Origin of the sequence: Paenibacillus sp. GCM10027629, from assembly GCF_042676425.1 — a bacterium.
GTDB lineage: Bacteria > Bacillota > Bacilli > Paenibacillales > Paenibacillaceae > Paenibacillus_K > Paenibacillus_K terrigena.
Window position 1 is genome coordinate 535,985 of sequence record NZ_JBHTGZ010000009.1, and the last position, 11,940, is coordinate 547,924.

The window sequence follows — 11,940 nt, forward strand, 5'->3', positions numbered from 1 at the left end:
GGTTATTTGGCTTCTAACGAATCTGCGGATTCTTCGACGCGTAGAATGGATGGCCGCTCATTCGGATTGTGATTCGGGGCATGAAGGGCAAGGAGCAGGTTACTGTACCAATCCCGAAATAACATGCCGTGTCCACCATCTTCGTCATAGAGCGGGTTCTCCTCATGCACCCATGGACCTGTAATTCTTCCGCTAACAGAGCGTGTAATCCCCGTCGTATATCCTTGTTCACCAAGGCTGGACCAGATCATGAGCAGGCGGCCGTTGTTCATGTGGTGGAGGAAGGGGCCGTCCGTCACGAAACCGCCATCGTCATTAGGCTTCACCCATGGGGCTTCAGAAGCGCGGAACAGTAGTTGCGGTTCGCTGATAATTCGGTCCAGCGTATCGGCTAATTTGGCAGCATAGATCTCGCCGTCTGTTACTTGCAGCCACTCCCGACAGAAGATGAGCCATGGTGTACCGTCTTTCTCCATATAGAGGGTACCGTCTAAGCATTCCCAAGCCCTTGGCGTAATGGGGCCTAGACTATGGAGCTCGAAGGGTCCCATCGGGTGATCAGCGACGAGCACTTGCACCGCGCGCGACATCCCATTTGCTTTGAAAGAAGCGAACATATAGAATCGGCCTTTCACATGATGCACTTCAGGCGCCCAGTAATGGTGATCGGACCAGAATCCCGGCTCAGGTCGGAACACGGGGAAAGGCCCCTCCCAATTTAATAAATCGCAGCTGCGGTACACGTCAAAGCCTTCAGGTCTACCGTCCCATGCGGTCGCGCCTTGGGTTCCATACATATAGTAAGTATTCTCCACAGGTACAGGAAGAATAAAGGGGTCTCGAAAGTGAATATCAGATAATCGTATCAAACGGTGGTCCTCCTTGGAATCATTTACTCTAGCAAATAGATTAGCATGAATTGGTATAATGCTCCAGAGGTACCTAGGTGGTAACGGCTATGAATATGACGAATCATGAAATTTGTTATCAGAGGCGGCAGCTTATTTTTGGATATGAAAAAATCTCTAGTTCTCGTTACTTGGGTGTTGGAGTTTTTTTGTATGAAACATTTATAGGATAGGACAAAAAAGGAATTTGTCGTGTTATAATTTGTAAAAAAGGAGGTTGTACACGATGTTAATTCAGCCATTGGATGGAGAGCATGCAACTTATTATGACCGATATATAGGCCTCGTACCTGAAGGGGATATTCGGGGAATTCTAGAGCAGCAATTAGAGCGTACAACCGAGATCTTAGCGAGTTTATCGGAGGAGCAAGGAGATTTCCGGTATGCACCGGATAAGTGGTCGATTAAAGAAGTAATCGGTCATATTGCGGATACGGAACGCGTGATGAGCTATCGATTGCTGCGTATTGCGAGAGGAGATCAGACGCCTCTCACAGGGTTTGATGAGAATGCGTTCGTGAACGGAGCGGCCTTCGCTTCAACACCGATGTCTGAATTGATTGAGGATCTTCGAGCCGTCCGGCGTGCTACAAATACACTATTGCGCGGAGTTACAGATGAGGCAGCAGCGAGAGTAGGGACAGCGAATCATTCGCCGATTTCCGTTCGGGCACTTGCCTATATTATTGCGGGTCATGAGATTCATCATTTGAACATACTGAAAGAAAGATATCACATTTAGCAGATTTCGAGGATCATCGAAATCAGTGCCGAAAGCATCGGGGCGTATCAAGTTCGTAGGAACTCTGTACGCTCTTTTTTGTGTGTTCAAGGACGGGGGGAGCTTGTTATAATTATTGGAAGGATTGATGAATTATGGATGTACATGTAGCGGTATATGGTGAGCAGCGTTTGGCGATAAAGTTCAAGTTTTTTCGATGAAGAAGCGCCTCCGGCTTGCGGTCTTGGATATAGATCTGAAATGGGATGCTTCGCATCATAAGCAGCTGCAGAATGAATTACGTGCAAGAGGATACAGCGCGAAGACGGTTAAAGCTTATTGCGGTCAGGTCCAACGCTTCTTCGAGTATAGGAGACAGAACAATGTGAGGTGGACTGATCATGTTGTTCGAGATTATTCCCTTTATTTGTTGGATCTGTATGTGAATCAAGCAATTAGTGCGATCAAATTTTATTTGATCCACGTGATGGGATACCGCGAGAATGTATCGTATGTTAGGCCTAAGAAAAAGAATAAATTGCCTTCGATTCTATCGCTGGATGAGATTATGCTTATGCTCACGGCTGTCAAAAATCTGAAGCATAAAGCAATTTTCCTATGTTACATATTCTTCAGGCTTACGCGTTGGTGAAGTCGTTCGATTGCGTATCGAAGACTTCGATCGAGCCCGCAAAACACTGCATATTGCAGGACGACATCTAACCGAACGAACTGTTCAGAAAAATTCAGTCAAATGATTGGAGCTGCTGGGGCACCAGAGCAGTCGGACAACGGAGCGGTATACGCATGTGAGCGTGAGAGATGTGAGTCGAATTAAGAGTCCGCTGGATCAGATATAGGATGGTGCGTGAATATGGGCGTGATGCGGGGTATTCGCGAAGTACGTGAATTCCCTGGTTGCTGAGGGATTGGGGAAGTTCGTGAAAAAGACGTTATCAGAAATGCCCAAAATGCAAAACAGGACTCAATGGCTGCTCAAACTGTCGCTTTCCGTTCAAACAATCAACATTTAATGAATTTTGGAGATGATTATTATTTTTAACAGATACATATTTATCTTAAGTCTAATTTGTATCGTAGTATTTTCCTCAAGTTGTTCAAGTAATTCAAATGAAGAAACAGATATTAAGCAATCCAATTTCACTCCCATAGTTTTAAAAACGAATGACTATGAGGGTGTGATACTATTTGATTCAAGTTTAAGTGGTTGGAAACCCACTAATGAAGACATTTCTAATTTTGAAAGTGGAATTCGGGAATATCTAGTTGAACTAATGGATAAGGGTGGAATATCGTATGAATCCCAAAATCTCAAATTTGTAATTGATAATTTCAAAGACTATAAAAGACAGTATTTTGGATTAAGTAACACAGGAAATAAGGTTATATATTGTAACTTTCTGTTAGTTAATGAAGAGTATGAGTTTGATTGGAAGAATAAATATATTACTGTGAATGATGGAGGGCCAAGTTTCCTATCTATTAAGTTCAACAAATCCAAAAAAAAATATTTTGACTTGTCGATAAATGGAAATGCATAATTCAGTATGTCAGGAAGTCGGGCACTTCTGATAACATCGTGTTCGCGCATCGGGGCATTCGCCTCTCGGTCCGCCCGAGGCATTTACGTGGAAGCGGATTCAGGCGGACACACCTGCAAGGCTAACTGCGCAAGCGCAGCCGGCCACTTTGTAGCCTTAGCATCTCGGCATCGCGAATACAATAACGTTATATGCCATCGGATAAAACTAATAAAGATAGGGGAATGAAATGGATAACTGGATAGTGTTTGAAAGAATAATCGATGAAGTTCCTACTGTATTTACAACAAATATTAAATATAAAACAATTGCACCCGTGCAAGATAAAAAAATATTAATCATTACTTGCATTGTTTTATTGAATCCTAAATCTAATGGTTTGCCAATCAAAGAAGAACATGAACTCTTATATAAAATAGAAGAAGAAATAGATATGAATGAAAATAATAGAGTAATCAAAGTAGGTAGATTTATAGGGTTAGGAATAAAAGAAACCTATTATTATTGCAATGAAGAGGATGTAGAAGAAGTTATTAATAGAATAGAATATATAGTGAAACAAGAAGGTAACTACCATGTTGAAATCAATACAATAAAAAATGACAATTGGGATTTTTATTTTGAAAGCATATATCCATCAGAGAATGAAATACATAGTAAGACAATTCAATAAAGGTTTATTAAGCAAATACATAGAAGATCCGACAGCATATAACAAAGTATACACGCTTCGGCTACGCCTTGGTCAGCAGACGTAATATAAGTAAACAATTGCTGTCTGACAACTTGCTGCGCAAGTTCGTGAATACACATAACGTTATGTGGAATCTTCTAAGAGCGTATCAAATCAATTAAACAGGAAGTGAATTACATGGAGGGTTCGTGAATACGGAAACGTTATGAGAAAGGGATGCAGAATAAAAATCTATAAAACCTCTAAAAAACAATATAAGAACGCTTGTACGTAGATGTGAATAAAGGTAAAATATAACTACAATTGAATCTTGGGTGGGCATGGTTTCCCTTCGGAAGGAGGTGAAGCCATGGAAGTGAAGGATGCATTAACGATTATGTTCCTATTTGGATCATTCATTCTTGCTCTTTTAACTTACATTAATAATAACAACAAGAGAAAGTAAAAACCCACCCCAAGGTTACGAGCCGAAGGTGGGTTTTCGTTCTTAACTGACTAAGAAGGGAATATCTATCCAAGCCAATTGTACTGACCAAGTGTTCGCAGCACTTGGTCTTTATTAAATATATAATAACACATGTAAAAACATGTATCAAAACAATATTGAAGAGCGATATAAATGATTTATGAAAGCAATTCAGAGAAGGCATCCCTATCATATAACACCATGTTCACGCATCGGGCATCCGCATCGTGGTCGGCACCTGATTGTGCCTAAAGACGGTGGGACACCGCGATTTGTATTTCGTGGTGCCACCTCAGATTCGTTTATTTTATTTTATTCAAGTATCTGTAGATCGTCGCTTCGGAAGCTTCCAAATGTTTGGCAACCTCGCTTACGCCACCTTTAAGCAGAAATACCCCTTTTTCGTTTAACTTTCTAACGACATCGATTTTCTCTTTAGGCGACATGCGCTCAGGCGCGATTTCGCTCTCAGATAGTACGCCTTTAATCAATGATAAGAGGAGATCCTCGATGTTGTCCTCGAAGCTTTCCAGTACGTTAAGATCCAACGCCGATTTTTGCTGCTCCGTATGATTAGGTTCGTTGCTAGCCATGGTTGTAAAGTTGGCAAGCATAATGGCATCTTCAATAACACTTCGTGCCGATATAAGATCGGATAGATCGACGTTCACGCAGATCATGCCGATAATTTCATTCTGTTCATCTTTGATAAAATAACTTGAAGAACGAAAAGGCTTCTTGCTCTTGCCGACGCTTTCGTAATTGCAGATGAAATGTTTGTCTTTATAGTTTTTATCCTTCAATACTTTTAAAGCAAGGTCCGTAATGGGGCCGTTCACTTTTCTGCCGCTAATATGTCCATTAACAATCTCAACGATTGAGTTGTCCGGCTTCGTCACATCGTGCAGCACAACCTCGCAATTCTTACCCAAGATTTCACCAATAAAGTGAACGATTGGGATATACTTCGTGATTCTATCTGAATCATCCATTTTTACCACTCCTTTACCTCCCGGTTCTCATATTCCGAGTCTAACAATAAAGAATTATTATTTCAATAAAAAATTCTCAAAAAAAGTATTGTAATCATGAGAACCATGTATTAAAATAAAATCATCGCAATAATAAATTATCATCATGATAATTATTCACTATTAGGAGGACATCACATGCATACAACAATTTCAACCCAGAACGCTCCAGGAGCCATCGGACCTTATTCTCAGGCTGCTAAGATCGGAAACCTTGTTTTTGTATCCGGCCAACTTCCGATCAATCCTCAAACGAATGAAATGCCTGAATCCGTCGAAGAGCAAGCCAAACAATCGCTCGAGAATGTAAAAGCAATTTTAGAGGCTGCAGGCTGTAATTTGAAGAACGTTGTGAAGACCGTTATCTTTTTGAAAGATATGAATACGTTTGCAAAAGTAAACGAAGTTTACTCTTCGTACTTTGAAGGTAACTATCCGGCACGAAGCACGATTGAAGTTGCACGGCTGCCAAAGGATGCCTTGGTAGAAATCGAAGTAACAGCTTTTATTGAAGAATAAGAAGTTGGGGAAGGGAATGAGTAGAATATGAATTCGAAAAATGTAGTGGCAAAAAAATGGTTAACGCTTGCCGTACTCATTCTGGGCGGGGGGACAATTTTTAAATTACCGTATCTAAAAGATGCGTTTTATATTCCTATGATGGAATATTTTCATCTAACACATACACAAATCGGTGTCGCGTTGTCTGTCTACGCCTTTATTCAAACGTTTGGTTACATCACCTCGATGTACATCACAGACCGATTTTCCAAGAAGAAGCTGCTCCCCATCGCCTTGGGCGGAGTAGGGTTACTTGGATTTTACTTAACAACGTTTCCAGGATATTATGAAATATTGGTATTATGGGCGCTATTCGCTTTGTTTGCTGAACTTGCGTTCTGGCCCGTCCTGATCAAAACGGTAAGATTGCTCGGGGACAGTAATGAGCAGGGCAGAATGTTCGGCTTCCTGGAAGCAGGAAGAGGGATTGTAGATACGATTGTAGCATTTACTGCGCTTGGTATTTTCCAATGGCTGGGGGCAAATGCTGCGGGCTTAAAAGGCGCCATCATTTTCTTCTCTATTACGGCAATTGTAACCGCTATCATCTCGTACTTCCTTATTGAAGACGACGTCATTCAAGATACAGACGAGCATGGCAACAAAATCAATCGAAGCAAAATGGCGTTTGATGGAGCCCTAAAAGCTCTCAAAATGCCTGAAATATGGGTCGTCTCATTTACGATCTTCTCTGTATACTCCGTGTATATCGGATTGACTTATTTCATTCCATTCCTGAAAGATATTTACGGAATGCCTGTAGCGCTGGTCGGGGCGTACGGGATTATCAACCAATACTGCTTGAAGATGGTCGGCGGACCGATTGGCGGTTTCCTTGCTGATAAAACATTCAAATCCTCAGCTAAATTTTTGAGAATGACTTTTGTCTTAGCTATTATCGGTATGATCATCTTTATCATGCTTCCGCACGAAACGATGAATATCTATGTAGGTATGGTGTTTACACTCGGTTATGGCGCAATTATTTTCTCACAAAGAGCCGTGTTCTTCGCTCCGATCGAAGAGGTTGGCATCCCTCGTGAAATTAGTGGTGCGGCGGTATCCATTGCTTGTATGATTGGTTATCTTCCATCCATGTTCGCCTTTACGCTGTATGGAAATATGCTAGATCGCACACCAGGGATTAATGGATACAAACATGTGTTTATGACCATGATTGGGTTTGCCGTGTTTGGTTTAATCATCAGTAGTTACTTAGTAAGAATCGTTAAGAAGAAAAGAGCGCAAGAACAAGCTCAAGTTCAGTAGTTGCATTATATATGAGAAAAACCTCTATCGAGGTCCATTCAAAGATGAGCGACCGCGTTTAGAGGTGGTTTTTATCGCCAAATAGAATTTTACGTTTCGATGCGTCGAAACTTTTATAAATTCTATTGTGGTAAAAAAACAGAATGTATGGAGGAGAGACATATGAAAATCGGTTTAGAAACAGAAAGCTATCACTTGCAGTTTATTACAGGTAGAATGGATATTTTCAAATTTATTCAAAAGACCGCAGAGCTCGGGCTAGACGGGGTTATGATCAATATCGTGAAATGGCCGGGACTACCTGGATGGGGAACACTCGAATCGTTCGAACCTGAATACCTGAAAAGAGTGAAGGCTGAAATTCAGAAATACGGATTTTTCGCTGAGATCGATACGAATGGTACGGATCCGGATCACTTGTCGCAAGTGATTGAAGTTGCTCATCAAATCGGAGCGGATGTCATCCGGACATACACTTGTATGGGCGAATACGACGCTGCACGGATGGCTGAAGCACCTGCAAATATTAAGAAAATTGTTCCTTTGCTGCAGCAATACAGAATTAAGCTTGCTGTGGAAAACCATGAGGAAGAGCTAGCGGATGAGGTTATTCAGATCATTGAGGAAGTGAACAGTCCTTGGGTTGGCGCTCATTGCGATCTCGGTAACGGCATGATGGCGTGGGAGGAACCGGTTGATGCTGTGACCAAGTTGGCACCGTATGCATACACCACCCATTTTAAAGACCATATCATCGTTCATGATGGAGAAGACTATAGAGTATGCGGTGTTCCTGCAGGAACAGGCAACATCGATTTGGATCAACTGTTCAAAATCCTTGTGGAGAAATCGACATTGACTCGTATCAACGTAGAAATGTGTTTCCCATACGCGATCCATTTCAAGAGAGAGCCTGGCGCTGGCGGCGTGTCCAAAGTTGGTGAAGGAGCATTTAAAGTCGAAGAGCCACCTTATGACTTGTCCGTGATTAAGCCGTTAGATTATTATTACCCACCGCAAGAGCTCATGGAGCAAATGCTTGAAGATCAAGCAAGAGGCGTAGAGCAATCAGTCAAACATGCGCTGGCTTTGAGAGATAAGTATTGCCGGTAGACGCTGGTTACGGATTCGTGAAAGTTGCAGTAACCGTATTAAGGTTTTAGGACAGAGGGACGTTGCTCTATGCGACGTTCCTCTTTATTGTTTCCTGATCGGTTGTATTCCATCCAAGCAAGAACATCATGTCCGATAAAACCCAAGTCTATTTCCCATGATCAGACCACTTATGATATGGTTATTTATATGAATGAGAACAGGAGTGCATAGGTATGTCTAACTTAGAACCAAACTCAAACCTGCAGCACGAGAATATATATTCAGCATTAATTCATAAGCAAAAGGCCTTCTTTGGCACGCATCAGACCAAGTCACTCGCCTTTCGGAAGGATGCACTGAACAAATTAGGCGATGCCATTCGGAAATACGAGCAGCCCATCATTCAAGCGTTGAAGTCGGATCTGAATAAATCCGAATTTGAGGCATATTCCACGGAGGTTGGTATCGTACTGAAAGAGATTCGCTTCTTCTTGAAGCATCTACATACTTGGGCGCGGCCCAAAAAGGTGAAAACCCCGCTCACTCACTTTGGCTCCAAAAGCTCCATTTATGCAGAGCCTTATGGGGTTGTTCTGATTATTGCGCCTTGGAATTTCCCATTTCAGCTCGCGATTGCACCGCTGATTGGGGCGATCGCCGCTGGGAACTGTGCCATCATCAAACCATCCGAGCTTACACCTAAGACTTCAGAGATTATAGCCGCACTCGTTCAAGAGACGTATGCCGATGAATACATCGCTGTCGTACAGGGAAATGTCGGAGCAAGCCAAGCGCTGCTGCGCGAGAAGACAGATTATATCTTTTTCACGGGAAGCATTCCTGTAGGCAAAGTCATTATGGAGGCGGCTGCGAAGCATTTAACGCCAGTCACATTAGAGTTAGGGGGCAAAAGCCCTTGTATCGTTCACAAGGACGCGAACCTGAAGCTCGCGGCGAAGCGAATTGCATGGGGAAAGTTCATGAATGCAGGTCAGACTTGTGTAGCCCCAGACTATATTTATGTCCATCGGTCCGTTACAGCATCATTGATTACGCACTTAAAGGACGCCATTCAACAATTATATGGAGCGAACCCGCTCGAGAACGAGAACTATACACGGGTTGTCAGCGACAAGCATTTCATGCGGCTCGAAGCCATGCTTCATGAAGGTACGCTTGTTGCAGGAGGCCGAAGCAATCGTGATACTTTACGTATTGAGCCTACGATTCTGACAGATGTCACAGCGAATGACCTCGTGATGCAGGATGAAATTTTCGGACCCATCCTGCCTATCCTTGAATATGATCGTATTGAAGATGTTCTTCAGGAAATCGATAGCTGCTCGAAACCGCTTGCCCTGTATATTTTCTCCGAGAATCGAGAAATTCAGCAGCAAGTGCTGACACATGCTTCTTTCGGCGGGGGTTGTGTGAACGATACCGTCTATCATTTCACCACACCGTACTTGCCTTTCGGCGGGGTCGGTAGCAGTGGAATGGGCAATTATCACGGGAAGGCCGGTTTCGATCTGTTCTCCCATCGCAAAAGTGTGTTGAGACAGACCACCCTATTTGATATTCCGTTTCGTTATCCACATATCAAGGATGGTCTCAAACGAATCAAGATGTTTCTCAAATAGAATCTATTCCATTGTAAAGGAGCTGTCGCTATGAACAAGTACCGATTACCCTTACTTATTCTAGTCATGGGCTTACTGTACATATTCGTGATTCCATCTGAGCCGGTTGCAGTTAAGCTACTATTCAAGATCATTCCAATGCTGCTCATCATTACGTATGCCTACGTACAAGCACCGCTTCGGAAACAATATTACGATTGGATGCTGTTAACAGGCTTATTCTTCTGTATGCTTGGTGATGCCTTCATCATTTTTGAATTTATCTTTGGATTAGCCGCTTTTCTCATCGGGCACCTCTTCTATATGACGGGATTCTTCCGCAAATGGCGCTTCTCGAAGCTTCGTTTCGCGGCGATCATCCCCATTGGGCTGTATGCTTTTTTCATGGGAGGGGAGATTATTCAGGCATTGATTCGAGATAACAATAAAGCTCTAATCGTGCCTGTACTACTGTATATTACCGTCATTTCCTTGATGATGTGGTCCGCCATCATGACCGGCAACAAATGGACTGCCATCGGGAGCATTACATTTGGGATCTCAGACTCCATTCTATCCTGGAACATGTTCGTAACCCCATTCGCTTCCGCGGATACGCTCGTAATGATTACCTATTACGCTGCCCAATTCTGTATAGCCTACAGCCTTCAGGCCAAAGTAAGCCAAGCTTCCGGTCATTCTACTGCCAGCAAAAGCATCCAAGACTGATTCTAAATCCATATGGTTAAACACACGAAAAGCAATAAACGTTGTCCTTAGGACGGCATTTATTGCTTTTTGCGTACAGCACCTCAACGATAAAAGAACCCCGTCTCGCCATAATCTCAGCCCGTTCGTGGCAAATAAAAAGCGCTATGACAAAAATCGCTATTATCCGTAAATGTAATTCTCCGTTCATACTCCGTTCATAGAACAAGCCTATACTCATGTTTGTAACAAAGAAATGGAGGTTTTTTCATGAATATGGCATGGAAAGAAATGAAGAAGAGTAAAGCGAAGTTTATTATATTAGGTTCTATTATATTCCTTGTAAGTTTTCTAACCTTTATTGTTTCGGGATTAGCCAATGGATTGTCCCAAGATAATGCGGCGTTGATCAAGGATATGCCTCAAGGTCATTTCTATATGAATACCGATGCGAAAGAAACGTATAATCTTTCCAAAATAGATCCAAGCGTGCAAGACCAAGTGTTACAGGAACAAAAGGATGCTGCAGCATTTTCCATTCAGATGGGCTTTGTGAACGATGCAGAGGACAAGCAGCATACCGTAGCGTTCGTGACTTCAACGGATTCTCCATTATTCGAAAAAGTCGGTCCGGGAGAAATCGTGTTAGACCGTTCCTTGGAGAAAGATGGCATTAAAGTCGGGGATGTACTCACGAATAATCAGTTCAGCGGCGAATTCAAAGTCGTCAAATTCGTAGAACAGAAGAAATACAGCCACGCCCCTGTCGCCTATATTAACATGGATAACTATAAAGAGATTTACCGTACGAAGGGCTTACAGTTGATGTTCATTCCTGGACAAGATACAGCACCGTCGATTACGGGACTACAATCTTTTACTAATAACGAGTTTCTTAACACCATCTCAAGCTACAAGGCAGAGAACATGTCCCTACAAATGATTATTTGGTTCTTGATTGCTATCAGCGGCTTGTTGTTCGCGATTTTCTTCTACATGATGAATGTGCAGAAAATCGGGTTATACGGTATCTTGAAAGCGATCGGGGTGAAGACGGGTACGCTATTCCGTATGATGTGGGCTCAAATGCTCTTCATTACGATCTCTGCATTAGTTCTGTCCGTAGCATTAAGCCTAGGCTTTAACATGATCGCACCGAAAGGTATGCCGTTTAGTCTGACAATAGAGGGAACAATCCTATTATCCGTCCTATTCTTAGTCATCGGATTTATCGGCGCTACACTCTCTGGATTACAGATTCGGAAAGTGGAACCTTTACAAGCTATTCAACAAGGAGACATGTAAT

The 11,940-nt window shown here is 42.5% G+C and carries 13 protein-coding genes; 11 read left to right on the plus strand and 2 right to left on the minus strand.

The features are described from left to right. Positions 1-2: 2 nt before the first annotated feature. Positions 3-869: a glycoside hydrolase family 43 protein gene (locus ACFQZR_RS11725; protein WP_379345972.1), complete on the minus strand. Its 867-nt coding sequence runs from the start codon at positions 867-869 to the stop codon at positions 3-5. Between the two features lie 265 nt (positions 870-1,134). On the opposite strand from ACFQZR_RS11725, the gene ACFQZR_RS11730 reads away from it, so the two are divergent. From ACFQZR_RS11730 to comI, 5 genes are all read left to right on the plus strand, one after another. Then, complete coding sequence (locus ACFQZR_RS11730; protein ID WP_379345974.1) at positions 1,135-1,650, plus strand: DinB family protein; 516 nt, start codon at positions 1,135-1,137, stop codon at positions 1,648-1,650. Between the two features lie 196 nt (positions 1,651-1,846). Further along, positions 1,847-2,281 carry a phage integrase N-terminal SAM-like domain-containing protein gene (locus ACFQZR_RS11735; protein WP_379345976.1) on the plus strand — a complete coding sequence of 145 codons (435 nt, stop codon included), beginning with the start codon at positions 1,847-1,849 and terminating at the stop codon, positions 2,279-2,281. A 547-nt stretch (positions 2,282-2,828) separates the two neighbouring features. Further along, positions 2,829-3,191, plus strand: coding sequence for a hypothetical protein (locus tag ACFQZR_RS11740; RefSeq protein ID WP_379345978.1), 363 nt, complete (start codon positions 2,829-2,831; stop codon positions 3,189-3,191). Between the two features lie 229 nt (positions 3,192-3,420). Further along, on the plus strand, positions 3,421-3,864 hold the full coding sequence (locus tag ACFQZR_RS11745) for a DUF695 domain-containing protein (RefSeq protein ID WP_379345980.1): 444 nt from the start codon (positions 3,421-3,423) through the stop codon (positions 3,862-3,864). 370 nt (positions 3,865-4,234) lie between these two features. Next, positions 4,235-4,330: a competence inhibitor ComI gene (comI, locus tag ACFQZR_RS11750; protein WP_227011709.1), complete on the plus strand. Its 96-nt coding sequence runs from the start codon at positions 4,235-4,237 to the stop codon at positions 4,328-4,330. Positions 4,331-4,653: 323 nt separating this feature from the next. Here the strand turns inward: comI and ACFQZR_RS11755 are convergent, their stop codons facing one another. After that, positions 4,654-5,343, minus strand: a complete 690-nt coding sequence (locus ACFQZR_RS11755) for a helix-turn-helix transcriptional regulator (protein WP_379345982.1) — start codon at positions 5,341-5,343, stop codon at positions 4,654-4,656. A 177-nt stretch (positions 5,344-5,520) separates the two neighbouring features. Here ACFQZR_RS11755 and ACFQZR_RS11760 point away from each other — a divergent pair, with 177 nt between their 5' ends. The 6 genes from ACFQZR_RS11760 (at position 5,521) to ACFQZR_RS11785 (ending at position 11,939) form a co-directional block, all read left to right on the plus strand. Next, the gene (locus tag ACFQZR_RS11760) at positions 5,521-5,901 is read left to right on the plus strand and encodes a RidA family protein (protein ID WP_379345984.1); all 381 of its coding nucleotides are present in this window, start codon (positions 5,521-5,523) and stop codon (positions 5,899-5,901) included. A 45-nt stretch (positions 5,902-5,946) separates the two neighbouring features. Next, positions 5,947-7,212 (plus strand): MFS transporter, encoded by a 1,266-nt coding sequence (locus ACFQZR_RS11765; RefSeq protein ID WP_379345986.1) that lies wholly within the window; start codon positions 5,947-5,949, stop codon positions 7,210-7,212. A gap of 162 nt (positions 7,213-7,374) precedes the next feature. Further along, the gene (locus tag ACFQZR_RS11770) at positions 7,375-8,325 is read left to right on the plus strand and encodes a sugar phosphate isomerase/epimerase family protein (RefSeq protein ID WP_018757204.1); all 951 of its coding nucleotides are present in this window, start codon (positions 7,375-7,377) and stop codon (positions 8,323-8,325) included. A 215-nt stretch (positions 8,326-8,540) separates the two neighbouring features. Then, positions 8,541-9,947, plus strand: a complete 1,407-nt coding sequence (locus ACFQZR_RS11775; RefSeq protein WP_379345989.1) for an aldehyde dehydrogenase — start codon at positions 8,541-8,543, stop codon at positions 9,945-9,947. 30 nt (positions 9,948-9,977) lie between these two features. Continuing rightward, positions 9,978-10,655, plus strand: coding sequence for a lysoplasmalogenase (locus ACFQZR_RS11780; protein ID WP_379345991.1), 678 nt, complete (start codon positions 9,978-9,980; stop codon positions 10,653-10,655). A gap of 249 nt (positions 10,656-10,904) precedes the next feature. Then, positions 10,905-11,939 (plus strand): ABC transporter permease, encoded by a 1,035-nt coding sequence (locus tag ACFQZR_RS11785; protein ID WP_379345993.1) that lies wholly within the window; start codon positions 10,905-10,907, stop codon positions 11,937-11,939. The last annotated feature ends 1 nt before the right edge of the window (position 11,940 follow it).

What these genes read in the sequence shown, in the direction of transcription:
- ACFQZR_RS11730 (WP_379345974.1), top strand. Translation starts at nt 1,135, where the DNA reads ATGTTAATTCAGCCATTGGATGGAGAGCATGCAACTTATTATGACCGA.
- ACFQZR_RS11735 (WP_379345976.1), top strand. Translation starts at nt 1,847, where the DNA reads ATGAAGAAGCGCCTCCGGCTTGCGGTCTTGGATATAGATCTGAAATGG.
- ACFQZR_RS11745 (WP_379345980.1), top strand. Translation starts at nt 3,421, where the DNA reads ATGGATAACTGGATAGTGTTTGAAAGAATAATCGATGAAGTTCCTACT.
- comI (WP_227011709.1), top strand. Translation starts at nt 4,235, where the DNA reads ATGGAAGTGAAGGATGCATTAACGATTATGTTCCTATTTGGATCATTC.
- ACFQZR_RS11755 (WP_379345982.1), bottom strand. Translation starts at nt 5,343, where the DNA reads ATGGATGATTCAGATAGAATCACGAAGTATATCCCAATCGTTCACTTT.
- ACFQZR_RS11760 (WP_379345984.1), top strand. Translation starts at nt 5,521, where the DNA reads ATGCATACAACAATTTCAACCCAGAACGCTCCAGGAGCCATCGGACCT.
- ACFQZR_RS11770 (WP_018757204.1), top strand. Translation starts at nt 7,375, where the DNA reads ATGAAAATCGGTTTAGAAACAGAAAGCTATCACTTGCAGTTTATTACA.
- ACFQZR_RS11775 (WP_379345989.1), top strand. Translation starts at nt 8,541, where the DNA reads ATGTCTAACTTAGAACCAAACTCAAACCTGCAGCACGAGAATATATAT.
- ACFQZR_RS11780 (WP_379345991.1), top strand. Translation starts at nt 9,978, where the DNA reads ATGAACAAGTACCGATTACCCTTACTTATTCTAGTCATGGGCTTACTG.
- ACFQZR_RS11785 (WP_379345993.1), top strand. Translation starts at nt 10,905, where the DNA reads ATGAATATGGCATGGAAAGAAATGAAGAAGAGTAAAGCGAAGTTTATT.